Annotated in this window: 20 protein-coding genes; 13 read left to right on the top strand and 7 right to left on the bottom strand. The window is 67.7% G+C overall.

Annotation, left to right across the window (positions count from 1 at the left end; translation table 11 throughout):
* Nucleotides 1-14 precede the first annotated feature (14 nt).
* Together C0J29_RS27195 and C0J29_RS27190 are read left to right on the top strand one after the other, a co-directional pair.
* Nucleotides 15-1,196 (top strand): TDT family transporter, encoded by a 1,182-nt coding sequence (locus C0J29_RS27195; protein WP_120794126.1) that lies wholly within the window; start codon nucleotides 15-17, stop codon nucleotides 1,194-1,196.
* A 20-nt stretch (nucleotides 1,197-1,216) separates the two neighbouring features.
* Entirely contained in the window at nucleotides 1,217-1,909 is a 693-nt protein-coding gene (locus C0J29_RS27190) for a GAP family protein (protein ID WP_065045447.1), read from the top strand.
* Between the two features lie 6 nt (nucleotides 1,910-1,915).
* Here C0J29_RS27190 and C0J29_RS27185 read toward each other — a convergent pair whose 3' ends face one another.
* A complete protein-coding gene (locus C0J29_RS27185) occupies nucleotides 1,916-5,155 on the bottom strand; it encodes a patatin-like protein (RefSeq protein ID WP_120794125.1) in 3,240 nt (1,079 codons plus the stop codon).
* A gap of 196 nt (nucleotides 5,156-5,351) precedes the next feature.
* Between C0J29_RS27185 and C0J29_RS34545 the strand changes: the two genes are divergently transcribed.
* Complete coding sequence (locus C0J29_RS34545) at nucleotides 5,352-7,556, top strand: serine/threonine-protein kinase (RefSeq protein ID WP_065162796.1); 2,205 nt, start codon at nucleotides 5,352-5,354, stop codon at nucleotides 7,554-7,556.
* 15 nt (nucleotides 7,557-7,571) lie between these two features.
* Here the strand turns inward: C0J29_RS34545 and C0J29_RS27175 are convergent, their stop codons facing one another.
* Complete coding sequence (locus tag C0J29_RS27175) at nucleotides 7,572-7,889, bottom strand: hypothetical protein (protein WP_082978065.1); 318 nt, start codon at nucleotides 7,887-7,889, stop codon at nucleotides 7,572-7,574.
* Between the two features lie 294 nt (nucleotides 7,890-8,183).
* Here C0J29_RS27175 and C0J29_RS27170 point away from each other — a divergent pair, with 294 nt between their 5' ends.
* The 8 genes from C0J29_RS27170 (at nucleotide 8,184) to C0J29_RS27135 (ending at nucleotide 15,794) form a co-directional block, all read left to right on the top strand.
* Entirely contained in the window at nucleotides 8,184-8,636 is a 453-nt protein-coding gene (locus C0J29_RS27170) for a hypothetical protein (RefSeq protein WP_065045449.1), read from the top strand.
* 156 nt (nucleotides 8,637-8,792) lie between these two features.
* Nucleotides 8,793-8,951, top strand: coding sequence for a hypothetical protein (locus tag C0J29_RS33005; protein WP_156296608.1), 159 nt, complete (start codon nucleotides 8,793-8,795; stop codon nucleotides 8,949-8,951).
* An 88-nt stretch (nucleotides 8,952-9,039) separates the two neighbouring features.
* The gene (locus C0J29_RS27165; RefSeq protein WP_174814870.1) at nucleotides 9,040-9,912 is read left to right on the top strand and encodes an alpha/beta fold hydrolase; all 873 of its coding nucleotides are present in this window, start codon (nucleotides 9,040-9,042) and stop codon (nucleotides 9,910-9,912) included.
* 129 nt (nucleotides 9,913-10,041) lie between these two features.
* Nucleotides 10,042-10,509 carry a lipoprotein LpqH gene (locus C0J29_RS27160; RefSeq protein WP_065045450.1) on the top strand — a complete coding sequence of 156 codons (468 nt, stop codon included), beginning with the start codon at nucleotides 10,042-10,044 and terminating at the stop codon, nucleotides 10,507-10,509.
* 68 nt (nucleotides 10,510-10,577) lie between these two features.
* Nucleotides 10,578-11,537 carry an MAP_0585 family protein gene (locus tag C0J29_RS34030; protein ID WP_231513237.1) on the top strand — a complete coding sequence of 320 codons (960 nt, stop codon included), beginning with the start codon at nucleotides 10,578-10,580 and terminating at the stop codon, nucleotides 11,535-11,537.
* Between the two features lie 182 nt (nucleotides 11,538-11,719).
* Nucleotides 11,720-13,189 carry a WS/DGAT/MGAT family O-acyltransferase gene (locus C0J29_RS27145; RefSeq protein ID WP_065045451.1) on the top strand — a complete coding sequence of 490 codons (1,470 nt, stop codon included), beginning with the start codon at nucleotides 11,720-11,722 and terminating at the stop codon, nucleotides 13,187-13,189.
* 2 nt (nucleotides 13,190-13,191) lie between these two features.
* Nucleotides 13,192-13,965, top strand: coding sequence for an enoyl-CoA hydratase (locus tag C0J29_RS27140; protein WP_065045452.1), 774 nt, complete (start codon nucleotides 13,192-13,194; stop codon nucleotides 13,963-13,965).
* Between the two features lie 107 nt (nucleotides 13,966-14,072).
* Entirely contained in the window at nucleotides 14,073-15,794 is a 1,722-nt protein-coding gene (locus tag C0J29_RS27135) for a PE domain-containing protein (RefSeq protein ID WP_120794122.1), read from the top strand.
* Between the two features lie 5 nt (nucleotides 15,795-15,799).
* Here C0J29_RS27135 and C0J29_RS27130 read toward each other — a convergent pair whose 3' ends face one another.
* From C0J29_RS27130 to C0J29_RS27115, 4 genes are all read right to left on the bottom strand, one after another.
* On the bottom strand, nucleotides 15,800-17,701 hold the full coding sequence (locus tag C0J29_RS27130) for a serine/threonine-protein kinase (protein ID WP_242460681.1): 1,902 nt from the start codon (nucleotides 17,699-17,701) through the stop codon (nucleotides 15,800-15,802).
* A gap of 176 nt (nucleotides 17,702-17,877) precedes the next feature.
* Nucleotides 17,878-18,852 carry an alpha/beta fold hydrolase gene (locus tag C0J29_RS27125; protein WP_120794994.1) on the bottom strand — a complete coding sequence of 325 codons (975 nt, stop codon included), beginning with the start codon at nucleotides 18,850-18,852 and terminating at the stop codon, nucleotides 17,878-17,880.
* Nucleotides 18,853-18,951: 99 nt separating this feature from the next.
* Nucleotides 18,952-19,758, bottom strand: a complete 807-nt coding sequence (locus C0J29_RS27120; RefSeq protein WP_120794120.1) for an SDR family NAD(P)-dependent oxidoreductase — start codon at nucleotides 19,756-19,758, stop codon at nucleotides 18,952-18,954.
* Nucleotides 19,755-20,420 carry a hypothetical protein gene (locus C0J29_RS27115; protein ID WP_065162789.1) on the bottom strand — a complete coding sequence of 222 codons (666 nt, stop codon included), beginning with the start codon at nucleotides 20,418-20,420 and terminating at the stop codon, nucleotides 19,755-19,757. The genes C0J29_RS27120 and C0J29_RS27115 overlap by 4 nt, the downstream gene beginning before the upstream one ends.
* A gap of 104 nt (nucleotides 20,421-20,524) precedes the next feature.
* On the opposite strand from C0J29_RS27115, the gene C0J29_RS27110 reads away from it, so the two are divergent.
* Together C0J29_RS27110 and C0J29_RS27105 are read left to right on the top strand one after the other, a co-directional pair.
* A complete protein-coding gene (locus C0J29_RS27110; RefSeq protein ID WP_162951565.1) occupies nucleotides 20,525-21,178 on the top strand; it encodes a TetR/AcrR family transcriptional regulator in 654 nt (217 codons plus the stop codon).
* A gap of 83 nt (nucleotides 21,179-21,261) precedes the next feature.
* Nucleotides 21,262-22,503, top strand: a complete 1,242-nt coding sequence (locus tag C0J29_RS27105; protein ID WP_120794119.1) for an HNH endonuclease signature motif containing protein — start codon at nucleotides 21,262-21,264, stop codon at nucleotides 22,501-22,503.
* Between the two features lie 137 nt (nucleotides 22,504-22,640).
* Here the strand turns inward: C0J29_RS27105 and C0J29_RS27100 are convergent, their stop codons facing one another.
* Complete coding sequence (locus tag C0J29_RS27100; RefSeq protein ID WP_120794118.1) at nucleotides 22,641-24,638, bottom strand: PE domain-containing protein; 1,998 nt, start codon at nucleotides 24,636-24,638, stop codon at nucleotides 22,641-22,643.
* Between the last annotated feature and the right edge of the window lie 21 nt (nucleotides 24,639-24,659).

Raw genomic sequence — 24,659 nt, 5'->3', positions numbered from 1 at the left:
TAGGTTGCTCAGCTATGGCCAACCCCAGCCCCGACGACGCGCCATCGCTACCCAAAGAATCGCACCCACGCGTCGAGGTTCTGGGCAATATCGGGCCCAACTGGTTCGCCTCGGTGATGGGCACCGGGATCGTGGCCATCGCCGGGGCCACACTGCCGGTACACGTGCCCGGTCTGCGAGGGTTCACCAGCGGTGTCTGGGTGCTCGCCGCGGCCCTGCTGGCGGTGCTGATCGTCCTGGTCGGCGGCCACTGGCTGCGCAACCCGACGGTGGCCCGCACCCATGCCCGCAATCCGCAGATGGCCCACTTCTACGGTGCCGCACCGATGGCGTTGATGACCGTCGGCGCCGGCGCGGTGCTGGTGGGCGGGGACCTGATCGGCCGGCGGGTTGCCGTCGACCTGGACTGGGTGCTGTGGACGGCGGGCACGGCCGGTGGGTTGTTCACCGCCGTCAGCATCCCGTTCCTGATGTTCACCCAACTGCACGTCGAACCCGACGCCGCGTTCGGCGGCTGGCTGATGCCGGTGGTGCCGCCGATGGTGTCGGCCGCTACGGGCGCGCTGCTACTGCCACACATGCCGCCGGGAACCGGCCGCGAAACCATGCTCTACGGGTGTTACGCGATGTTCGGCCTGTCCCTGATCGCCTCGTTGAACATCATCGCGATGATCTGGAGCAGGCTGGTGCTGTACGGCACCTCCGGCTCGGCGCGGGTGCCGACGCTGTGGATCGTGCTGGGTCCGCTCGGCCAATCCATCACGGCCGCAGGGCTTCTGGCGACGGCGGCCGCAACCGGTGCGGTCGATCACCAACTCGCGGCGGCGATGCACGACTTCGCCGTCATCTTCGGGGTGCCGGTGTGGGGGTTCGCGGTGCTATGGATATCGCTGGCCACCGCGCTGACGGTGCGTACGTTGCGGCGCGGGATGCCCTTCGCGCTGACGTGGTGGAGCCTCACCTTTCCGGTGGGCACCTTTGTCACCGGCACCTCTCAACTGGCCGCGCACACTCACCTTCCGGCGTTCAAGGTCGCGGCCGCCGTCGCCTACCTGGGTCTGCTGCTGACCTGGATCCTGGTCACCGTCCGCACCGCGCGCGGCAGCCTGCGGGGCAACCTGCTCACGCTGCCGCCGAGCTCGGCCCCGGTCAAAGCCCATAAGGAGGACCCGATCGTGCGCACGCGCCCCGTTTGACGGGTGAGCACGCGTGTTGAATGCGAAGATTGCTGCCCGTGACAGGAAATTGGGGCTCACTGCTTGCCACCCTCATTCCGCTGGCTCTGGTCATCGCCGTTTCTCCGCTGACGATCATCCCGGCGGTGCTGGTCTTGCATTCGCCGCGGCCACGGCCGACGAGCCTGGCGTTTCTCGGTGGTTGGATGCTGGGGCTGACCGCGCTCACGGCGCTCTTCGTGGCCGGATCCGGCTTGTTCGCCGGCCTGCACAAGTCGCCACCGGCGTGGGCGTCCTGGCTGCGCGTCGTGATGGGTTCGGCACTGATTTTGTTCGGCATCTATCGGTGGCTGACTCGCCACGGTCACGGCGAGGCGCCGCGGTGGATGCGGGCGTTCGACACCATCACTCCGAAGCGGGCCGGCATTACGGCGTTGGTGCTCACGGTGGTCCGGCTCGAGGTGTCGATCCTCTGCCTGGCGGGCGGGCTGGCCATCGGCACCAGCGGGCTGGGGATCGGCGGCAAATGGCTCTTCGCCGCGGTGTTCATCGTGCTGTCCGGGTCGACGGTGGCGATACCCATCCTGGGATATGCCGCCGCTGGCGACCGTCTCGATGAGCCGTTGAACCGTCTCAAGGAATGGATGCAGAAGAACCACGCCGCGATGCTCGCCGCGGTCCTGGTGCTGATCGGCTTGATGGTGCTCTACAACGGAATCAGCGCCCTGAAGTGACCCGCTCTACCGGGCCCGGCGGCGGCGCGACGAGGGTTTTGAGGGCTTGGCGACGGCCGCCAGGGTGACGCTGAGTGCCAGTGCGCCGACGACGGCCAGGGGGTGCCACCACTGCGCGCCCAGCCAATAGGCGTGGGTGCCCACCCAGCCGGGATGCGTCGCGTCGCCGAAAAGCCGGTGGCGTACCGTCGGCGTGGCCAGCGAAAGTACCGCGCCCACAAGCGTTGTCGACAACAGCGCGAACAGCAGCCGGGTGGAGAACTGCCAGGTTCCCAGGACCAGGAGGTAGGCGCCGATGCCGGCCGCGGCAAGGCCCAGCGCGCCGAACGTACCGTCGGATGCGATCGCCGCCGCCGTGCCCAGCACGAGTAGCGCTGCGCCGGCCATCAACGTCCACTTGGCCACCCCGCGGGTCAGCGACACCACGCGGTACCCGCCGAGGGCCACCGTCCGCAGGGTGGCCAACGGCGGCTTGACCACTGCGGGCAGCTGCCGGACCGAGCCCGCCGCCCCGGATGCCGTCGCGGCCGCTTTGGCCACCGTGTGCGCCATCAGGGGCGAACCCTTGTCGGTGGCGAAGGTCTCGGCCGCCACCGGATCCTCATTCAGCAGAGCATATTTCGCCGGCCCGGGGGCGGCGGCCAGTACCTGCTGCGCCCACTTGCGCGAGGTGGCCGGGCTCCAGTCGGGCCGTTCGCCCGGTTCGGTGTCGATCACGGTGGCGGCCAGTTCATCGAGTTCCTCGTCGAGAACTCGTTGCTGCCACGCTTGTGCCAACCACAGCGACGTCCGGGGCAGGCTGGGCGGTAGGTCCGCAGACGGGTCGTCGAGAAAGGCCAGTTCGGCGAGCAACATGTCCTCGGTCAGCCGCTCCGATTCCTCGCCGACCGTCGGCAGCCGATAGCCGGTTTTCGGAAAGGCCGGTGCACCAAGCTCTTTGAGTCGCTCGAGGAACCATTGCGCGCCGCCGGCGCGTTGCGCATCGTCGCCGGCGCGGTCTGATGGCGCCGCTCCTCCTCGCAACGCTGCGCGTTGCGCATCGTCGCCGGCGCGGTCTGATGGCGCCGCTCCTCCTCGCAACGCTGCGCGTTGCGCATCGTCGCCGGCGCGGTGCCCCACCATCCACCGCACCCGCCGCGGGTCCAGCAGCGCATGAACCAGCCAGCCGGCGCCGTCGAGCCGACCCCACATCCAGTCATTGGCCCGCCACGACCGCTTGTAGAACGCGCCGAAGTGGTGGAACTGCATACCGGTCAGCTTGCGCTGCGCGGTCTGCCAGTCCGGGGCGAGCAGGCTGCGCGAGTCCGCGCTCACCTGGACGAGCTCCACGGACTGTTCGATGTCCGCCTCGGCGGGAAGCATCGCGCGCTGCGCCGCAGCGAGGTCGAACAACGCCAATGCCGCGGTGTCCCCGTCCTCCGCCAGGTCCAGATACCTCAGGTAGGTGCGCAGCGGGGCCGCCGCGTCGCTGGCGGCTGAACCGTTGGCCGCCAACATGTTCAGCGTGCCGAAGTTGTCGAACAGCACTTGGCCGAGGTTGCTCCAGCCGACGGCCGGCACCGTGATCCGATGCAGATATTCCGCGGCGATCAGGGCCGCGGCGTCCGTCAAGGATCCCTGCCGGACCGTCGCATCGGTGCACACCTCGCGCACCAAAGTCCCGAGCTCAACCGGCGCCGGGGGCGGCCACGCCGCATGAATCCCCTTGGTGAGTTCGGCCAGGGCCGCGACGTCGTCATCGGACCGCGCCAGCTGATAGGCGGCGAGTACCACCGCGATCGCACACGACTTCGCGAGGTCGTGGGCCGGTTGGCCGTACCGGGCCAGGTCCGCAGGCCCGCGCGGCAGTGTCTGGTCATTCGGCAGCGTCCAGCGACTCACGATCGCCGTAGTGATCCGCTGCCGGCAGGCCCGATCGGAGTCACCGCCGACGGCGAGCTCGGGTTCCCAGTTCTTCGGAATGCTCTCGGCGAGATCACTCGATGCGGGAGGCCAGGTACCCAGCTGGCGCAGCAACGCATCCGTCAGCGTCTGCGCGAGCCGGGTAGCTTCCCGGGCCGCGTAGTCGGCCATCAGGCGAGGGGTGAGCAATCGCGAGCTGTGCGGCAGCGCCGCCGCCAGCTCGGCCAGCCGCAGCTTGGTGTCCGTGCGGGCTTCCATCCGGTCCTGATGAGCCCGAATGGCACGCAGGTCGGCCGCGATCGACTGCGTGGTGATGGCGGCCAAATCCTTCAGCAGCCCATCGATGAGTCCCAGCGGTTCGTTGACGTCATCCGGTGCCGCCTCGGCCACCAAATCTGGCGCCGGGCCCGCCGACGGCACCACGAACAGCAGGACCCGGCGCACCGGACGGCGGGCCGGCCGATCGAAGATGCGCTTGAGCAGCACGTCGATCGGCCGGTTGTCGAGCAGGCCCCCGTCCGCGGCCCAGTGCGGCCGCGTGATGTTGGTGAACGGCGCCATCGGCGGCCGCGCCGGCACCTTCCCCTTGGCTGGGGTGCCCTTGTTGAAGGGCAGGTACGACGGTTCGAACGCGATGGGGAACGACGCGGAGCTGCGCGCGGCCAGCGCCAGGGCCCCCACGGTGCCGGGCCGGGCCAGGTCACTTTCGGTGAAGGTGAACAGGCCGCGCCGGTCGACGTCCTGGACAAGGGTTCCGAACGAGTCGGTGAACCGGCTTGCCTCACCGGTCAGCAGCGTGGTGGTGACGTACAGCGTGGTGGACGGGATACGCGCGCCGCCGGGAAACTCTGCCGGCGGAAAAGGTCCCGGCGCCAGCTTGGGGATCTGTGTGGCCAGTGCGGCGAACATGCGCTCGTCGCCGTACAACAGCGACGGAGTGTATTTGTCGCGCGGGTCGCGCAACAGGTCGGTCAGGGCTCCGAGGTCGAGCCAGAGCTCACGCAGCCCGCCCAGGTCCGATCCCGACACCCGCGACGACGCCAGCAGCGCCGCGTTGATGCCTCCCGCGCTCGTCCCGGACAGGATGTCGACGTCGACGATCACGTCGAGCAGATCGATGAGGCTCGCGTAGAGCCGCAGCGACGCGGCCGACTCCTTGCTGAGCCGGCTGTCGGCGGGAAACGGGCCGCCCTCCCGGCGCCACTGCGACGCCTGCGCGAGCAGGTTGATCTCGCGGGCTACCCCGGCCATCCAGATGGCCAGGCTGACCCCTCCGGTCATGGTGGTGGCAAGGCGCAGTTCCTGCGTCAGTTCGGTGACCGGTGATGGTGTCTCGAATGGCATGTGCGCACCCCCTGGACCTACATCGGGAGTTCCCGGCTCTACGTTTCAGTCTGCGCTTTTCCGGCCGTGCCGCGCCTCGCTATCCCGGCTGCAATCGTTTCGTGATTAGCTAGTCAATACGGCCGTGCATCCCCGCTGGTGCGGCTCTAATGTTTTTTGCTGAGTATCCACCGAGACTTTCGCTGAGGGGGGCGGAGTGCAAGGTACGACATTCGGCCGCTACCAGTTCATCGAGTTGCTGGGCCGCGGCGGTATGGGCGAGGTGTGGCGTGCCTACGACACCGAGACCCAACGTGTCGTTGCGGTGAAAGTGCTGCCCGCAAACCTGGCCAATGACCCGACATTCGAGCAGCGGTTCCGTAGGGAAGCGCTGGCGGCCGCCGGGCTCAACGACCCCCACGTGGTGCCGATCCACCATTTCGGCGAAATCGAAGGCCGGCTGTATGTCGACATGCGGCTGGTCGTCGGCAGAGACCTGCAGGCCATCATCTCCGAGGGCCCGCTGGAGCCCGAGCGCGCGGTCAACATCATTGAGCAGATCGCCTCGGCGCTGCGGGCCGCCCACCGGATCGGCTTGGTGCATCGTGACGTCAAACCGTCCAACATCCTGGTCACCGAAGACGACTTCGCCTACCTGATCGACTTCGGCATCGCCCGCGCCGCGGGGGATTCGCACATGACCGGAACCGGCAATGTCATCGGCACCTGGGCCTATATGGCTCCCGAACGCGTGACCACCGGCCAGACCGACCCGAGCGGTGACACCTACGCCCTGGGGTGCGTGTTGCATGAATGCCTCACCGGCAGTCAGCCGTTCCCCGGCGGCAGCCTGGAACAGCAGATCGGTGGGCACCTCAGCCTGCCGCCGCCGCGGCCGTCCACCATCAGGCGCGGCATACCCGAAGAACTCGACAATGTCATCGCCACCGCGATGGCCAAGACCCCTCAGCAGCGCTATCCGACAGTGACGGACATGGCCGCGGCCGCCCGGGAAGCGGTCACCGGGACCCGGCCGATCCCGTTGCGGCGGCCCGAGCCCGTGCAGCAGCGAACCCAGCTGGCGCCCCCGCCCAAGCAGCCGCCGCCCGGTCCGCCGCCACCCAGGCAACCCCCGCCGCGGCGCGGTGGCCCCGGTTATGTCGACCCGTCGCAGCGCCGGCCGCCGCCCGAGCCGCAGCGCCGACCGCCTCCGGAGCCGAGTCCCTATCGACCGTCGTCGGATCCGAAGCTGTACCGGCCGCCTGCCGAGCCCAGCCCGCAGCGGCCGCCCACCGACCCGACCCAGCGCCGGCCCAACTTTGATCCCAGCCAGCCTCGGCATGGCAACGAGGAGCCGACCCAGTTCCGGTTGAGCGGCGAGCCGCAGCTAACGGCCCCGCCACCGTCTTCCGCGGAAAGCACGCCCGCCAAACCGGGCAAGAAGCGCCGCACCCCGCTGATCCTCGCGGGCGCGGGCGTGTTGCTGGTGGTCATCGCCGTCGTCGCCGGCATCGCGCTGAGCGGTGGTGGCAAGAGTGGCGACAATCAATCCACCGAGCATTCGGGCACGGCGGAGCCCTCCGGCGCGCCGAGCACTGGCGGTCCGTTCACCGGCACTTACACCGCTGACTTCGGCCCGAAGCTGTCCCTGGCGGGGAAAGAGGTGGCCAACTCCGAACCGCCGGCCAAGGAAACCTGGGTGCTGCGGTCGGCCTGCACCGGCAACAACAACAGTGGGTGCGTCGCGACCGCGCAGCGTACCGACGGGCCTTACAACCACATCCCGAAATTGGTGTTCGACGACGTTCGCGGGCGCTGGATCGCGGTGGCACTCGAGGGCGGAAACTGCAATGACAAGCCGATCGAGAAGTGGAACTACGTCTGGCTGCAGCCACACGCCGACGGCACCATGGTCGGCGAATGGATCACCGATTCTCTGGACTGCTACAGCAAGCGGTCGGTGACGTTCACCCGGGTCGGAGACGCCGACCTCAACAGCCTGCCCAACCCTGCCGAGCAGTCCGCGCGCCAGATCTCGCCGGCGGAGGCGCTGCACGGCTTCTACCATCTGGTGACGACCTACACCGGCGCCAACGCGCCCAAGCCGCAGGAAGCCGACTACAACGTCGACACCATCTGTCTCCGCACCGGTGACCGCTGTCTGAGCCGGTTCGTCCGAAACGGCAGTAGCGGCACCCAACTGCTGTTGTTTGCCAACAACGTATGGACGCGGGACGACGAGTACGACGCGTCCTGTCCGGCCGGCGGGACCTCGCACGTCAGGATCAAGGGCACCTTCCCGCTCCCGGAGCCGGAGCAGGACCCGATCATGTTGCTCACCGGCGGCGGCACCAAAGATGAGTCGGGCAGCGCCTGTAAGGGCGGCCCCTACGACATGAAGTTCAACCGCACCGGGGGCTGACGCCGAGAGCTCGCCTCAGGACGCGATCTTGGCCTGGACCAGGCTTTCTACCGCGTCGGCGCAGCCTCGCATGAATTCGGGGCCGGTCAGCTCTGGCGTGCTCTGCACGGACTGCGCTTCGTTGGCGCACACGGCATCGACTCGCCCGGAGATCTCGATGTCTTCCAGGCCGAATCCCTCCGCGCGCATCCGACTGGCGACGATCTCGTAGTCGCTGAATGTCTGGTGGTAGCCCAGTTGGTACGAGGGGCTGCTCGTGTCGACGCCGTCGGCAGGGGCGTTTTCCACCGGGTCGGCGTAGGCGCTGCCGGCAACCATGACCGCGGCCCCCACCGAGGCGATGGCGATAATCGCCAGCCGCCTACCGGTCGAACGCCTACCGGTGGACCGCCTACCGGTAGAACCTCGTGAAGATGACTGGGTGCGGCCGTCGCCCGAACGGTTGTGCATGGTGTCTCCCGCTGATCTGGTCCCGTGTGACGAAGCAGTTGCTCAACCACAATCTAACCCTTGAGTTCCAAAAATGAAACACTTTCTCAAAATCAGTCTGCCAATACGTATATCTGAACTACAAACCGCTATCGCTATCCTTTGACTGCCTACCGGCCGCCGGGTAGCGTTTTTGAGATGCCCAGGACGAACAAGGCCGGCCGGGATCTTCGCCGTGTCCTGGAGTGGTTGCTGAACCGGGATGTTCCCGACGGCGAGATCGCCACTGCCCTCAACCTGGCCAAAGCCACCTACTCGCGGCGCAAGGAAGCCGACGATTTCCCCAATTTCGCCGAGCTGACCGTCATGGGCGAGGCCTTCGGCCTCTCTGCCCGGGCACTGCAGATCGCCTTCGGCTGGCGCGGCGAGGACGAATTGGTCCTGCTCGACACCGACGAGATCCGGCAGTTCATGGACCAGGCCGGCGCGGCTTTGTTCGGCAACGAGAGAGTCCGTCGCTACATCCAGTCGCGCACCGACGGCGGCGACTACCCACTGGCCAATGCGGTCCTGCAGTTCGGGTCGGGCGACCCATCTGCCAAGCCGGTTGGCGATCAGCGCGGCGAATCCGGGCAGAACGCGACCGATTGAAACGCCGCGCGTTGGCCGCTGGTTTGTTTGGACGCACCGGCACGGCGGGTAGGCGACTGGGACGTCCCTGCCGAGTTGGGACCGGGCACGCCGTGCGAGGTGCTGACCACCGGAGCGGCTTGCGCCGAACGAAGCTGATCAAGAACGGAGCCAGGCATGCGCGCTGAAGAAGGCGACGAAAGCGTCAAGGACTACGCGGTCAAAGGTGAGCAGACGCTGGACAGGATCAACGACTCGCGGCGCGCGGGGGGAAATCCGCTGACGCGCATCGTCGGCCGGCTGCGGAAGCTGGTGCCAGGCGGTTCTCGAGGCTGAGAACGGGACGTGCCGGCTTTGCCTGCCCAGCCGGTCGCGTCCAGGTGAAAATCAGGGGGCTGCTGCGACCACCGTAGGATCCCCACTGATGTCCTCCGAACCCGAGCCGCTCGCCATCGAGGGAATGGGTGGCGTTCGTATCGTTGCCGATCGCCAAGGTGATCAAGCGGCCCGCGCGGTGGTGTTTCTGCACGGCGGCGGGCAGACCCGCCGATCGTGGGGCCGGGCCGCCGCCGCCGTCGCCCGTCGCGGGTACCAGGCCGTGACCGTTGACCTGCGCGGCCACGGCGAATCCGACTGGTCCGCCGACGGCGACTACCGGGTGACCAGCTTCGCCGCCGACGTGGTGGAGGTGCTGCGCACCCTGCCGCCGCGGCCGGTGCTCGTGGGCGCCTCCCTTGGTGGATTCACCTCGATGCTCCTGGCCGGCGAGATCGCGCCGGAACTGGCCAGTGCCGTCGTGCTCGTCGACATCGTGCCCAACATGGAGCAGTCGGGAGCCAACCGGATTCACGCCTTCATGTCCGACCGGGTGGAGTCGGGTTTCGAGTCGCTTGAAGAGGTGGCCGACGCGATCGCCGAGTACAACCCGCACCGGCCGCGGCCCACCGACCTGGACGGTCTGACCACCAATCTGCGTCGCCGCGGCGATCGCTGGTACTGGCACTGGGATCCCCAATTCATCAGCGGCACTGCGGCTTTCCCGCCGTTCGAGGTCACCGACGCCGATCGCATGCACACCGCCGTCGCGGCCATCCTGCGAAATGGCTTGCCCATGTTGCTGATTCGAGGCCAAATGAGTGACCTGGTCAGCCAGGAGCGCGCCGAGGAGTTCCTCGAGCGCTTCCCACAGGTCGAGTTCGCCGACGTCCGCGGTGCCGGACACATGGTTGCCGGCGACCGCAACGACATCTTCGCCGGGGCCGTGCTGGATTTCCTGGAGCGTCACATCACCGACTGACGGCCGGTTGCCGACTTTCTTGTGAACACCGAATGACGTTGTTTGCAAATCGTGACCTGCGGGTACTCGGCCGCCACGCGTCGTCGCGAAGCGCGTCGGCGTCGTTGCACCGGTCGCAAGGAGACAGTGGTGAAGCGAGAGATCTGGGTTGGTGTTACCAGCGTGGCGATCGCGGCGGCGGCCTGCGCCGGATGCTCGAGCAACAAATCCGACACGGGCCAACCGAGTTCTCCACCGGCGGGTCCCCCCGCCCCGAAGGTGGTCGTCGACGGTCAGACGCTGAATGTGTCGGGACCCGTGACCTGCACGACGGCGGGTTCCAACATCAACATCGGTATCGGCGACGTGGCGAACGGCGTCGGCGCGGTGGTCAGCACCGGCAACCCGCCGATCGTCCACTCCGTGGGCCTGGGCAACGTCAACGGGATCACGATGGGCTTCTCGGACGCGGCGCCCAATCAAGCCACCAACGCCGGAGCCGCGGTGGACGGCAAGGCCTATGGCATCAAGGGCACCGCCTCCGGCGTCGACATGTCCAATCCGACCGACCCGAAGCCGGTGTCCAAGACTTTCGAAATGAGCGTGACCTGCCCATAGTGCAGGTTTGCGAAGCCCGGGAAGGGGCCTAGAAGGACCCGAAAAGGGACCCAAGAAAGGACACTGCCATGGATGTTAAACGCGTTGCCGGTGCGGCGGCGATGGCGGTGAGCCTCAGCTTCGCCGCGGTGATGCTGGACTCCGGGCTCGCAAACTCTGCTCCGCTGGGACCGCTGCCGTTGGCGCCGGACACACCGGGTCCGGCGACTACCGTCGCGCCGGCGCCGCAGACCACCGTGGCTCCCGCCACGACGGCGGCCCCCGCCACCACCGCGCCGCCTGCCACCACCGCGCCACCGGCTACCACCGCGCCGCCCGCCACCACCGCGGCACCGGCCACGACGACGCCGCCGGCCGCGACCACGACGGTGCCGGCAACCACGACGACGCCACCGGCTTCGCAGACCACGACATCGGCCGCCGTGACCACCACCACCACGGCGAGTGGACAAACCACCACCACCGGTCAGACCACCACCACCGGTCAGACGACGACGAGCGGGCAGACGACGACGACGCCGGCCGGCCAGAGCTCGACGTCGGGCAGTTCAGCCACCACCACCGCGGCGGGGCAGACCACCACCACCAGCGCGGCGCAGATCCAGATCAACGTGATCATCAACGCGCCGCCCACTCAACCGCCGCACCCACCCTTCATTCCGCGGGAGAACCTGGTGCGGGCCAGCAACCAATTCGGCGGTCCCACCGATCTCCCCGCCGGCTTCGCCTTCCCGGGACGGGGCGCGCCGCCACCGCCGCCGCTGCGCGGTTACCGCTGGAACGACGGCCCGGCCCCCGGCCACCCGCCGCCCAACTGGGAAGGCCCGCCGCCTCCCGGAGGCTGGAACGGTGCGCCGCCCCCCGGCGGCTGGAACCGTCCATGGGACGGGCCGGCGCGCGACGTCAACTACGGGCGCAATGACTTCGGCCAGTTCAACTACAACACCTTCACCGTCCTACCCGTGTTCAACTGGCAGTACGGCGGTTGGGGTTACTGGTTCTTCGGCGTCTGGGTCCCCCTGTACTGACGCTTCCTCCAGCGGCTATCTGGTTGCGCCAGAACGTGATTGCGCCGACGCGAGCGTAGTGCTCGGTCGGTCACCGCTCCCGGCGCCGCCCCCGGAAGCGGCGCGAAGTGAAATCGGAGGGTCCGGCGGGCTGACTTTGGGCTACGGTCACAATCACCGGTGACACCGAGAAGGAGTAGCCCGTGAGCAAGACCGCCCGGCGGCTGGGCCCGCAAGACATGTTGTTCCTCTACGGCGAGACGTCCAGCACGATGATGCACGTCGGTGGGTTGATGCCGTTCACCCCGCCGCCCGATGCGCCGCGCGACTTCCTGCGTCAGCTCGTCGACGAGAGCAAGGCGAATGAAGTCGTCGCGCCGTGGAATCTGAAGCTCAGCCATCCGGACCTGTTGCTGAGCCCGATCCAGTCCTGGGTGTACGACGACAAGTTCGACCTGGACTATCACGTCCGGCGTTCCGCTCTGGCCAGTCCCGGTGACGAGCGCGAACTCGGAATCCTGGTGTCGCGCTTGCACAGTAACGCTCTGGACCTGCGTCGCCCACCGTGGGAAATGCACTTCATCGAGGGCCTCGAGGGTGGACGGTTCGCGATCTACGTCAAGATGCACCACGCGCTGATCGACGGTTACACCGGGCAGAAGATGCTGGCCCGTAGTCTGTCGACCGACCCGCACGACACCACGCACCCGTTGTTCTTCAACATCCCAACCCCTGGCCGGGTCTCGCCGACCAAGGAGGATTCTGCCGGCGGTATCGCGGGTGGTCTGCTCAACAGCCTCGGCGGTGTGGTGGGCAACCTCGGCGGGATGGTCAGCGGGGTGGGCAGCGCGCTCGGTTCGGTTGCGGGTGCGGGACGGTCCACATTCGATCTCACCAAGGCGCTGATCAACACCCAGCTGCGCAGCGACAACGAGTACCGCAACCTGATCGGCTCGGTACAGGCACCGCACTGCATCCTCAACACCCGGATCAGCCGCAACCGCCGTTTCGCCACCCAGCAGTACGAGCTCGATCGTCTCAAAAAGATTGGCGCAGCCAATGATTCGACGGTCAACGATGTCGCGTTGGCCATCTGCGGCGGCAGCCTGCGGCGCTTCCTCGACGAGTTGGGGGAGTTGCCGGAGAAGTCGCTGATCGCGATGTTGCCGGTGAACGTGCGCCCTAAGGACGACGAGGGCGGCGGCAACGCCGTCGCCGCGATCCTTGGTTCGCTGGGCACCAACATCGAAGATCCGCTGGAGCGGTTGGCAACGGTGACCGCGACGACCCGCATGGCCAAGGCCGAGTTGGCGAAGATGAACCGGGACGCGATCCTGGCTTACACCGCAGCGTTGATGGCGCCGTTCACCATGCAGTTGGCCAGTGCGCTCAGCGGGGTGAAAACGCCTCTGCCGCACGCCTTCAACCTCTGCGTCAGCAATGTGCCCGGCCCGCAGGACGTGCTGTATCTGCGGGGCAGTCGGATGGAGGCGTCCTACCCGGTCTCCCTCGTCGCGCACAGCCAGGCGCTCAACATCACCCTGCAGAGTTACGCGAGCACGCTGAATTTCGGGTTCATCGGCTGCCGCGACACGCTGCCACACCTACAGCGACTGGCCGTCTACACCGGGGAGGCGCTCGACGAGTTGGAGGACGCCAGCTCCGGCGCGTGACCATGACGGAAACCAGCTACGTCCGGCTCAGTCACCAGGGTGGCGTGTCCACCATCGAGCTGATCAACTCCAAAACGTTGAATATCATTGGCAGTCCCGCCATTTCGGCGCTCACCGAAGCGCTGCAAACGGCCGGGGAAGATCCTGACGTGCGCGTGGTGGTGCTGCGCGGCTCGGGTGACAGCGCGTTCATCGGCGGCGCCGACATCAACGAGATGGTCAAGCTCGACCAGGACAGCGGCCAGGTGTTCATCCGCCGGCTCGCCGGCCTGTGCGAGGCGATTCGCGAATGCCCCGTCCCGGTGATCGCCCGGCTCGCGGGCTACTGCCTCGGCGGTGGTCTGGAGGTCGCGATGTCCTGCGATCTGCGAATCGCCGAAACCGGCGCCAGGTTCGGCATGCCGGAGGTGGCCGTCGGAATCCCCTCGGTGATCCACGCGGCCCTGATGCCGGCGCTGATCGGCGCCGGACATTCGGCGTGGATGCTGCTCACCGGCGAGACGATCGACGCCGCCACGGCACTAGCCTGGGGCCTGGTCCACGAGGCCGTCGCGCCCGACGCGTTAGATGCCCGCATCGCCCAGCTCACAACAAGACTCGGCGGATTCGGGCCGGCCGCGGTCCGGCAGCAGAAGCGGTTACTGAACAAGTGGTTCGACATGTCGCTGCACGCAGCGGTCGAAGACAGCGTGGCGGAGTTCGGAACGGCGTTCCTGACCGGCGAACCGCAGCGGCACATGCAGGCGTTTCTTGACCGAAAGAGCCGAAAAGCGTAGCGGCAACCGCTCGATCACCGTTTGTTCACCCAGTTTTCTGATATGCGCTCATTTCCCGGCACGGGGCGCGATGATGAGGCTAAGCGCGATACCAACGAGGGTGGGCGATGTCATATGTGACCACGGCGCCGGGCTTGTTGACGACGGCGGCAACGGATTTGGCTCAGATCGGCGAGGCACTGCGGACCGGAAATCTCGGGGTGGTACTCCCGACGACCGAACTGGCGGCGGCGGCCGCTGACGAGGTGTCGTTGGCTGTCGCGGCATTGTTCGGCACGCACGGTTCGCAGTACCAGGCGGCGGCGGTTGAGGCGGCCTCGTACTACGAGCAATTCGTGCAAAACCTGGGCGTCGCCGCGGCGTCGTACTCGGGTGCCGAGGCCGCGGCCGCCGCTGCGCTGGACGGCCTGGATTCGGCTGTCGCGAACGGGTTTCAGAACTTGGTCTATGGTCCGATCCACCTGGCCGGTGACGCCTGGATCGCCAGTCCGCTGGGTCAGGCGCTGGACCCGATCATCAACACGCCGACGACTCTGTTGTTCGGACGCGGGCTGATCGGCCACGGGGTCGCCGGCACCGCGGCTCACCCCACCGGCGGCGCCGGCGGCTTCCTGTTCGGTGACGGCGGCACGGGCTACTCGCCGACGGCCGGTGTAACACCGGGCGGCACCGGCGGAAACGCCGGCCTGATCGGCAATGGCGGCGCCGGTGGCGCCGGGTTCGGCGGCGCGATCGGCGGCACCGGCGGTGTCGGCGGCTGGCTGATGGGCAACGGCGGTCTGGGCGGAGTAGGCGGTACCGGAGGCAGCGGCGGACAGGCGCTGTTCTTCGGCAACGGGGGCGCCGCCGCAGGCGGTGGGTTCGCCGGTCGAGGCGGGTTGTTCGTCGGCGTCCCCGGCGCGGGTGTGCTGCCCACCGCCGGGCCGGGCACGCTCATCCAGATCGATTTCGTGCGCCATGCCCAGTCGATTGCCAATGCACAGGGCTGGATCGACACCGCGGTCCCGGGCGTGGCGCTCACAGCACTGGGTCAGCAGCAGGCCCAGGCCATCGCGAATGTGCTTGCGCCGCCGAACAATTACGCCGGAATATTCGCGTCCGAGTTGCTGCGGACGCAGCAGACCGCGAGTTACCTGACCGCCAACCCGCAGATCCTTGCCGGACTGAACGAGATCAACGCGGGCATCTTCGAGGGCCTGCCGCAGATCAGCCCCGCGGGCATCCTCTATCTGATCGGCCCGGTCGCGTGGACGCTCGGCTTCCCCCTGGTGCCGATGCTGGCGCCGGGTTCCACGAACGTCAACGGAATCGTGTTCAACAACGCCTTCACCCAGTCGGTGCAGACCATGTACAACACCGCGATGGGCAACCCGGTTGTCTCGCCGGTGACCGGCCACATCACCGAGGCGGCGTACTCGAGCGCCTTCACGATCGAGGTCGGCACGTTGATGAACGTCAACAACCCGAACCCCTTACTGCTGCTCACCCATCAGCTCAACAACACCAGCGTTGTCGTCATGCAGGGCGATCCCAAGGGTGGTTGGAACCTGGTCAGCTGGGACGGCGTGCCCGTCGGACCGGCGAATCTGCCGACCAAGTTGTTCGTCGACTTCCGGAACCTGATCGTGCCGCCGCAGGTGGCAGCGTGGAACGCCTTCGCGGGCTTGCTTTCCGGCGATCCGACGACGTTCGCGATCGCGGTCCGCGACGGTCTCGAAGGGGTCGGCACCGCCACCGCCAACTTCCCCTTGGCGGTGGCCGAGGACTTCATCGACTCGCTGATGCATCCCAGCCTCAGCGATCTGACCGGGCTGCCCGTCCCGGTCTAGCCGGCTCAGTCCCTGATCCGGGTGAAGACCTGGTCGTAGGGGCCGCCCTTGCACGCGCTACCCGAAACGTCCTCCATGCCGTGGCCGGAGAGCGACGTGATCGGGTCCTGAGCCGGTTTGGGAAGCGGGAAGACACCGGTCATCCGGACGTGACTCGTTCCGCCGGCCGGGCAGGGGGCGTCTTCCTCGGAGTTCTCCGTCCAGGCGTTGTTGGCGAAGATGAACAGCTGGTGGTCGGAGAAATCGGTCAGCACGAACCGGCTCAGGCATCGGTCCCCGGCTCGCAGGCAGAACGTGTCGACGCTGAAGTCCTGGTCGGCCAACTTCGGTTGGCCGGTCGCCGTCGTCACCTTCGATCGGTAGAAGCCGCGGAGTCCCAGCGCCGGGGACGCCACCCGTGCGGGTAGCGCGGCCGGGTCGGGCAGGCCGGCCACGTCGGCGTCGCCGCTGCGGGTGAATGTCACGCTGCGTTTGCTGTAGCACTCGACGGAATCGTCGATCCATTCCCCGGCCATGCTGCCGTCCGGCCGCGGGAGCAGATAGACCCAGTGCCACTCCTCGATGTCCCGGCCGTGGCAGGACTCGGTGTCCAGGGTGACGGCGATCCAGCGGCCGCTGATGTCGTCGAACACCAGGTTGGTCGGGTGCTTCAGTGCTCCGGTGCTTCGCGCCGCGGTGGCCACACACCCTTTCGCGCCGCACACCGACCGCATTTTCCACGTCTCTTTGTCGGCCGGCTCCCCACCGGGCTCGGGCCTGCCGGACAGGCCGATGCTCTGCCCGAAGGTGGCGGTGTACGTGCCGGTCAGCGGACCACTGTTGGCCAGCGGGACGTCCGCGCGGCTCGCCTTGTCGTTCGGGATCAATAACAGGGCGGTGACCAGGCCGATCACCGCAAGCACCGCGGCGGCGGCGCCGGCCAGGATGGCGCGGCGACGCTTGGGATTCGGCTTGGGATTCGGCTCAGCACCGGGCGGCGCCGGCCGTGCCGGAGGAGGTGTCGGGCCGGCCGGAGCGTCCGCGCCGTAGGGCCGGTACTGGGTCGCGTCGGTGGGGGACACCCCGCCGCCCGGCGTCGCCGGGTAGTAGTTGCGCGGCACGGCCAACCGGTGGGTCTCGGACTCGGACGGGTCCCGGGAGGGCAGCGCCGTCGGCTGGGTGATCGCCGAACGCGCCGCCGCGGCCAGCTCGGTCGCGGACGGATAGCGCTGGTCGGGATTCTTGGCCATCCCGATCGCGATGACCCCGTCGAGTTGCACCGGCAAACCTCGGCGCAGCGTGGACGGACGCGGCGCCGGCAGCCCGAGATGGCCGCCGATCTGCTGCTCGATGCTGCGGCCGGGAAACGGCTGGCTGCCCGTCAGGCATTCGTGCAGGACGCACGCCAGGGCGTAGGTGTCGCTGCGCGGATCGTTCTGGCCGCTGCTCAGCCGTTCCGGCGCCATGTAGGCCCAGGTGCCGATCACGCTGCCGGTGCCGGTCATCCGCGTCTCCCCGGACGCGGCGGCGATCCCGAAATCGATCAGATACGCGAAGTCGCGCGGGGTGACCAGGATGTTGGACGGTTTGACGTCGCGGTGTACCAACCCGATCTGATGCGCGTCGTGCAGCGCCGAGGCGACCTGCTCGATGATCGCCACCGCCCGCGCCGGGTCCATGGCGCCTTCGGCGATGATGCTCTGCAGGTCACGTCCGTTGATCAGGCGCATGTCGACGTACAGGCGGCCGTCGATCTCGCCGAAGTGGTGGATCGGGATGACATGCGGGTCGTTGAGCCCCGCCGCGGCCAGGGCCTCGCGGCGGAACCGCTGCACGAACGTCGAGTCGTTTGCCAGGTTCGCCGGCAGTACCTTGACGGCGACCACCCGCTGCGTTTCGGTGTCGTAGGCCCGCCACACCTCGCCCATGCCACCGCGGCCGATCAGCTCGATCAGCCGATAACGGCCGAACGGCGTCCCCTCCTGCTCCAACGACTTTCCCCCCGAAACGATGTATTGCGCAAAGCTCCGATTCAAGCCGCATCACGAAGCCACCGCGCCGTGCCGGGGCAGACTCAGGGCGAAGTCATATATTGCACACCTGTTCAGCCGCAAAGGGATTCGTCTGCGGAGGGCACCGCGTGCAGGTGGCGCCGTGAGCGTCGCCGGTTGATCCTTTGGGTCGCGGTCCGCGACCGCGCGCCGGCGTGCTGCGCCGCCGACCACTCGGCCAGCGAGACGGCAGCGTCCGCGTGCTCCTCGTCAGATCCGATGAAGTCGTTGATGAGTCGTGCCACGGTGTCGGCGCATTCGGTGTGGGGATGGTGGGCGACGCCGGGGATGACGTGCATCCGGCTCTGCGGCATCGCCTGGTGGGCGGCGTACGCGTGGGCAACCGGAATGACGGGGTCCTGATCGCCGGTGATGATCAGCACCGGCCGGTCGGCGTTGAGGTGCAGGCGGTTCAGCGCGCAGACGGCCTGTCCGCGGCTGTCGACGACGGCGCGCAGGGTGCGCAGGAATGCCTGCCGGTTCTCCCGGTTCGACAGTGCGGCGTGGGCCTCCCAGTGGTGGCTGAGGTCCGCGTGGTTGCCGAGGGCCGACAACGCCATCCGGGCTTTGATGACCGGCTTCGAGGACGCCAGTTGCAGCAGCATGCCCGATCCGGGCAGCGACGCCAGCCGCAACGTCCGGTTCACCTCGTTGCCCAGGCCGCCGCTGCTGATCAGGATCAGTCGTTCGCAGTAGTCGCGGTGCTGGTGGGCGAATTGCATCGCGATGCCGCCGCCCAGCGAGTGGCCGACGATCGTCACCCGCGGAATACCAAGGGCGTCAAGCAAATCCCGCAACCACACCGCGAAGGCACCCAGCGAGTAGTCGCCCCGCGGCTTGGCGCTCTGACCGTGGCCCATCAGGTCCGGTGCGATGACGCGATACTTCTTGGCGAGCGCGGGGATCATCTCGCGCCAGTTGTTGGAGTTGCCGCCCATCCCGTGGATCAGCAGCAGCACCTCGCCGGCGCCCTCGTCGCGGTACGCGACACGTTCGCCGTGCAGTTCGATCGTTCGGAGAGTGGTCATGTTGGCCTGCTTGGTCACTTCGGTGTGGACGGATTGTTCCTGTTGAAGTGAGTCTCTGGTGCAGGCCTTGTGCCTTTCTTGCGTCCTTCTAAAAGCTTTCTAACCGATCCGGTCCAGGTAGCCGCGGCGCCGGTGTTCGTCGAAATGGCCGGGGGGTTCGTTGCGGGTCGCGATCCGCTTGAGGCGTTGCATCAACGGTTCGGGTGTCACTTCCTCGATGGCTCCGAACGGTGCCAGCCACCACGGCACGGTGACCTCCCGCCCGGGGCGTCGCGCACTGTCGGAGATGGTCTCGGCGATTTGCTCGGGCTGCCTGGTTGGTAGCAGGTTCAGCGACACGCCTGCGGTCAACTCGGTGTGCACGGCCGTCGGCATCAGCGTGGTGATGGTGACGTCGGTGTCGGCGATCTCGGCGCGCACCGCGCGCGAAAGTGCCGCCACCGCGTACTTCGTCGCGCAGTAGACGGAAATGCCGGGAGTGGTGACCTTGGCCGCCATCGACGCCACGTTGACGACGTGGCCGTAGTTGCGCTCGAGCATCTCGGGCAGGAATATGTGCATCCCGTTGATGACGCCCACCAGGTTCACCGCCACTTCGCGGTGATATGCCGAAAGTTTCTGGTCCACAAAAGAACCCATGTACTGGATGCCGGCGTTGTTCACCAGCATCGACACCGGCCCGTCCGCGGATGCGGCGCGGTGGAACGCTGCGACGCTGGATTCGTCGGTCACGTCCAGATGTGCTGCCTTGACCCCGATCTCGCGGGCGGTGCGGAAGCACTCATCGGCATCCAGGTCACCGATCCATACGGTGGCTCCGCGCGCTGCCAGCGAGTTGGCCGTGGCGCGGCCGATGCCGCGCGCGCCACCGGTGACGCAGACGACGGCTCCCTTGAGTTTGATCATCGCGTGGCGCTCTCATCGGTGAACTCCCGCAAACCGAAGTAAGCGATGAGTCGCACCTCGCCGCTGTGCATCGTCAGCAGCGCCCGCCCCAGGTAGAGGCCGGGCAGCAGTTCCACAATCTCGTCGCGGGTCCGTTTGATCGGGAAGGTCCGCACGCTGGGATTGCCGTATTCCTCGGGGCTGTAGTCCAGTGCGCGCACGGTGTTGTACGGCGAGATGGCGGCGGTGTCGATGCGGTGGTTGAAGCCGAAGCCCTCCATCTCGGCCCCCACCCGGCGCAACCCTCGGTACAGCGGCGCGATCACCGGCATGGCGTATCTGGCCAGCGGGGCCAGCCGGTTGAAACCGGTGTCTGCCTCGAATGTCTTGCCGCGCCAGGTCGGATCGATTTTCAGCAGCGGGTTGGCCAGGTACGCCTCCGGGATGCCGAACAGGTTGCCGATGATCAGGCCTTCCAGCGCGCCGTGCGGCCCCTCGGGGGCATCGCCGCGTGCGAACAGGGCGGCCAGTTGGTCGCGTCGACCGCTGCTGCCCAACTCGCGCAGGTAGTCCCAGCCCTGGCGGCGCGCCAGCACCGGCGCGGTGCGGGCCAGTTGCCGAAGATCGTCAAGAACCGAGGCATGCAACTCGGGCGTCTTGGTGTTGGTGGCTGCTTTCGTCATGTGCCCTCCGTCTGCCGCGATTCTGGTACGAAGTTGTGCCAAATATCTGGTACGAAAATGTGCCAGAGTTTGGTGGTGTTGTCAACGGCTGCGAGTATTTGACTGTGTCCGAGTCACCTCAGCGGGCCTACGGTGGGCAGTCCGCACCGGAGCGCCGCCGGCTGCGGCGCCGGCGGCTGCTGGATGCGGCGATGGACGCGATGGCCCGTAATGAATGGCGCAGCGTCACGGTCGACAAGCTCTGCGCCGCAGCCGGATTGAACAAGCGATACTTCTACGAGAGCTTCGCTGACGTCGACACGCTGTCGGCAGCGGTCGTCGACGACATCGCGGACGAGGTTCGCGCGGCAACCTTGACGGCCGTCGAGGCGGTCATCGAGCAGCCACTGGAGGCGCAGGCGCTGGCCGGTGTGGCGGCCGCCGTACGCGCCCTGGTCGACGATCCCCGGCGGGCCCGGGTCCTGCTTGGTGGCGTCGCGGCCTCACCCGAACTGCAGGCGCACCGCAACACGGTGATGCACCGACTGACCGACGTGCTGATCGACCACGGCCGCGCGGTGCACGATGTCGAACTGGAGGCAGATCCGTTGGCCAAGGTGGCGCCGTCGTTCATCGTCGGCGGGACGGCCGAGGCGATCCTCGCTTTCGTCAATGGTGACGTGGACCTGTCGGTGGATGAGCTGATCGGTCAGCTCGCCACCCTGTGGTTGATCACCGGCAACGGCGCCGTTCAGGTGGCTCGGGCGCGGACGATGTAGCTGCATTGGCCAATCCGGCTGTCCCGCTTGGGGAGTCGGTTCGGTGGCCGACAGTTGTCAGACCCCGGTGGGAGGATGGGGTTATGTCGGTGACTGCCTTGGCGGGCTCATTTCAGCGGCCTCCGGTCAAGCGTGTGGATGTGTTGTTCGAGGAGTTGTCGGAGTTGGCGGGGCAGCGCAACGCGATCGACGGGCGGATCGTGGAGATCGTCGCGGAGATCGACGGGGACGGGTTGTGGGGGATGACGGGGGCGCGCTCGGTGGCCGCGGTGGTGGCCTGGAAGCTGGGCACCACCCGGGGCAATGCCGAGACGATCGCGACGGTGGCGCGGCGGGCCCGGGAGTTTCCTCGGTGTGTGGCAGGCCTGCGCGAGGGGTGGTTGTCGCTGGATCAGGTGGGGGTGATCGCCGCGCGGGCCGGGGACGGCTCAGACGCTCATTATGAGCAGTTGGCCCGCTATGCCTCGGTCAGCCAGTTGCGCACCGCGATCAAGGGCGAACCGCGCCCGAAACCGGATCGGCGCCCGCCCCCGGCGATCAGCAAAACCAGCACCGATGAGGCCACGTGTTGGCGGATCACCCTGGCGGCCCCGCAGGCGGCGACGTTCGAGGCGGCGCTGGCCTCGCATCGGGAGGCGCTGATCACCCAGTGGAAACACGACCGCGCCGACAGCGGCGAGTCGGAGTCCGCGCCGCCGATGCCTGACACGATGGATGCGTTTATGCGGCTGATCGAGGCCGGCTGGGACGCTGAGGCCACCGCCCGCCCACACGCCGCGCACACCACCGTGGTGGTGCACCTCGACGTCGACAAGCCCGCCGCCGCACTGCACCTGGGCCCGCTGCTCACCGAGTGCGACCGCCAGTACCTGACCTGTGATGCCACCTGTGAGGTGTGGTTTGAGCGCGACGGCCGCCCGATCGGCGCCGGGCGCACCACCCGCACGATCAACCGGCGGCTGCGCCGCGCCCTCGAGCACCGCCACCCCTGCTGCGCGGTGCCTGGCTGCGGGGCCACCCGCGGCCTGCACGCTCATCACATCCGGCACTGGGAACATGGCGGCCCCACCGAGCTGATCAATCTGATCCTGCTATGTCCGTATCACCACCGCGAGCATCACCGCGGGGAGATCACCATCACCGGCGACGCCGACCACCTCACCGTCACCGACCGCGACGGCGCCATCCTGCTGCCCGGATCGCTGGCCCGACCACCCACCACCAGCCCACCCGACGTCGGCCCCTACCCCGGGCCCACCGGCGAACGCGCCCAATGGATGTGGTACACCCCCTTCCAACCTCAACCACCGCCCACCACCAACTAGGACGCGTCGAGCAGCCTCGGGCCACGGCTCAAACATGTTGCCGCGCAGCGCACGTCAGTCCGTTGGGGTGTGCGCCGCGGTGCAACTCGCGCGCCTGCGTATGCCTTGGCAATCCGTAGGTGATGCCCTGCCAATTCCTAGGCGAGGAAGGGGTTGAGCACCGGCGGGATGATCTGGTTGCCGGTCACGCCGGTGAACCGGCACCAGATCTGTGCGGGGATGTTAAGTGCCTGGTAGACGCCCGCGCCGATCCAGGAGACGGGCACCTTCAACAGTTCCGGCACCGCGTTGACGATGTTCTGTATCGGTCCGTAAGCCAGATAGGGGATCGTCGCCGCGACCGTGCGCGAGTCCAGCACATAGTTCGTCACGGGATCGGGATATCCCTGTCCGGCGAAGGACGCGCTGAGCACGCTGAACAGGTTGGCGCCGGGATCGACATAGGTGCCCTGGAAGACAGGCGACGTCAGCGGCGCACCCTGCATGTACGGCAGGGGCGAAAGGCCGAACTGCTGCATGATCGTCGGCGTCACACTGACGGTCTGCCAGGAGTTGTTGATCCACCCGTCCCGCAGATCATTGCCGGCCTGATCGAAGATGAGGAATGTCGCTGTCTCACGCGGCGATTGGAAGCCGTGACCGCGGCCGAACTGGTTGGGCCCGATCTCACCGTGGTCGGTGACCACCAGCGTGGACCATTGTTCGCCGTTATCGTGCTCCCACTGCGCCACCGCTCCCAGTAGGCCGCCTCCGCCGATGGTCTGCTTACCGAGGTTGTAATCCAGGTTCCGAAGGGCCGCCGCGTACTGCGGCGAATCGCCGCCGTACTGGTGCGCGTTGTTATCGACCCCGGCAAAGGACGCGAAGATGAGATTGCCCTGGTTCCGGTCGGCGGCCAGGATTGCCGCCTGGGCCTTCTGGCCGACCAGGTTCTGCGTCGCTATCCAGTCCGTGTCGCCAGGAACCTGCGGAACGAATTCGATGTGGTCGGCGGGGAACGCGCCGGCGCCGGCGATCCGGGTGTTGATGCCGCTCGTGGTGCCCTCGCCGTTGGCGATGACCGTCGTGTTGACCAGGTCGCCCCAGGTGGCCTCGAGTTGGTTGTACACGGTCGGCCAGGTGTCATAAGTCCACGGAGTGAAGACGTTGTTGCTCACGCCGGCGGTCTCCATCCAGACGCCCGTCTGGATCGTCGTCCACGACGGGTTGGAGATGGTGGTGTGCCCGACGATCGTCGACGCGGAGGTGACGCTCTGTTTCATGAACTCGTGGAAGTTAGGGGTACCGGCGGGGTCGGCCAGGATCGCGGCCAGGTTCGTGCCGTCCGTGCCGATCAGCAGGAAGTTCATGTCCGGTGCCGCCGTGAGCAGAGCGAGCGCTTGCTGCTGGGACACCTGCAAGACCGCGGGATGCTCCCCGACGCTGCCGGTGGCCCCCGGCGCGCCGAAGAACGACAGCGCTCGTCCGCCCAATCCGCCCGGCCCAGCGGCGATGGGCCCCAGCCCGGTCCCTCCGGCACCGCCGGCCCCGCCATTGCCCACCAACCAGCCGCCCGTGCCGCCGATCCCGCCGGACCCGCCTCCGACACCGCCTTCGCCGCCCATGCCGCCGTTGCCGATCAGGCCGGCACTGCCACCGGTCCCTCCCCGCTGGCCCACCGCACCCGCCCCGCCGGAACCGCCGTTGCCCCACAGGATCCCGCCCGCCCCACCGGCTTGCCCGGTGCCCGGCATGCCGTTGACGCCGTCGCCGATCAGCGGGCGCCCCAGCAGGAAGGTCGTGGGCGCGTTGATCACCCCCACGACGTCGTCGACGAGGCCGGGCACGCCGGCTGAGCTGGCCAATGACGCGGCGATCGTCGCCTCAGCGGTGGAGTAGGAAGTCTGCGCGTTGTTCAGCAACTGCGCGAACCGGGTCTGCGCCTGCAGCACCCGATCGCTTACCGAAAGATATTGCAGCCCATAGTCACCGAACCACTTCGCGATCGCCGCCGACACCTCGTCTTCGGCGGCCGCCAACAACGCGGTCGTCGGCGTTGCCGCGGCTGCGTTGGCTCGCGTGACCGCCGCTTCGATGCCCGACACGTCTGCCACCGCGGCCGCAATCTGCTCAGCACCAGCGATGACAAACGACATCACGACTTCCCCTCGCTCGGT

It is taken from the genome of Mycobacterium paragordonae, from assembly GCF_003614435.1.
GTDB classification, from domain to species: domain Bacteria; phylum Actinomycetota; class Actinomycetes; order Mycobacteriales; family Mycobacteriaceae; genus Mycobacterium; species Mycobacterium paragordonae.
The sequence above is the reverse complement of the archived record's forward strand: the minus strand, read 5'-3'. Positions and strand labels throughout refer to the sequence as shown.

Coding starts and splice junctions, on each gene's coding strand:
- C0J29_RS27195 (WP_120794126.1), top strand. CDS start 15: ATGGCCAACCCCAGCCCCGACGACGCGCCATCGCTACCCAAAGAATCG.
- C0J29_RS27125 (WP_120794994.1), bottom strand. CDS start 18,852: ATGACCACTCTCCGAACGATCGAACTGCACGGCGAACGTGTCGCGTAC.
- C0J29_RS33005 (WP_156296608.1), top strand. CDS start 8,793: ATGCGCGCTGAAGAAGGCGACGAAAGCGTCAAGGACTACGCGGTCAAA.
- C0J29_RS27105 (WP_120794119.1), top strand. CDS start 21,262: ATGTCGGTGACTGCCTTGGCGGGCTCATTTCAGCGGCCTCCGGTCAAG.
- C0J29_RS27115 (WP_065162789.1), bottom strand. CDS start 20,420: ATGACGAAAGCAGCCACCAACACCAAGACGCCCGAGTTGCATGCCTCG.
- C0J29_RS34030 (WP_231513237.1), top strand. CDS start 10,578: ATGGATGTTAAACGCGTTGCCGGTGCGGCGGCGATGGCGGTGAGCCTC.
- C0J29_RS27120 (WP_120794120.1), bottom strand. CDS start 19,758: ATGATCAAACTCAAGGGAGCCGTCGTCTGCGTCACCGGTGGCGCGCGC.
- C0J29_RS27185 (WP_120794125.1), bottom strand. CDS start 5,155: ATGCCATTCGAGACACCATCACCGGTCACCGAACTGACGCAGGAACTG.
- C0J29_RS27100 (WP_120794118.1), bottom strand. CDS start 24,638: ATGTCGTTTGTCATCGCTGGTGCTGAGCAGATTGCGGCCGCGGTGGCA.
- C0J29_RS27140 (WP_065045452.1), top strand. CDS start 13,192: ATGACGGAAACCAGCTACGTCCGGCTCAGTCACCAGGGTGGCGTGTCC.
- C0J29_RS27130 (WP_242460681.1), bottom strand. CDS start 17,701: ATGGGCGAGGTGTGGCGGGCCTACGACACCGAAACGCAGCGGGTGGTC.
- C0J29_RS27190 (WP_065045447.1), top strand. CDS start 1,217: ATGCGAAGATTGCTGCCCGTGACAGGAAATTGGGGCTCACTGCTTGCC.
- C0J29_RS27135 (WP_120794122.1), top strand. CDS start 14,073: ATGTCATATGTGACCACGGCGCCGGGCTTGTTGACGACGGCGGCAACG.
- C0J29_RS27170 (WP_065045449.1), top strand. CDS start 8,184: ATGCCCAGGACGAACAAGGCCGGCCGGGATCTTCGCCGTGTCCTGGAG.
- C0J29_RS27165 (WP_174814870.1), top strand. CDS start 9,040: ATGTCCTCCGAACCCGAGCCGCTCGCCATCGAGGGAATGGGTGGCGTT.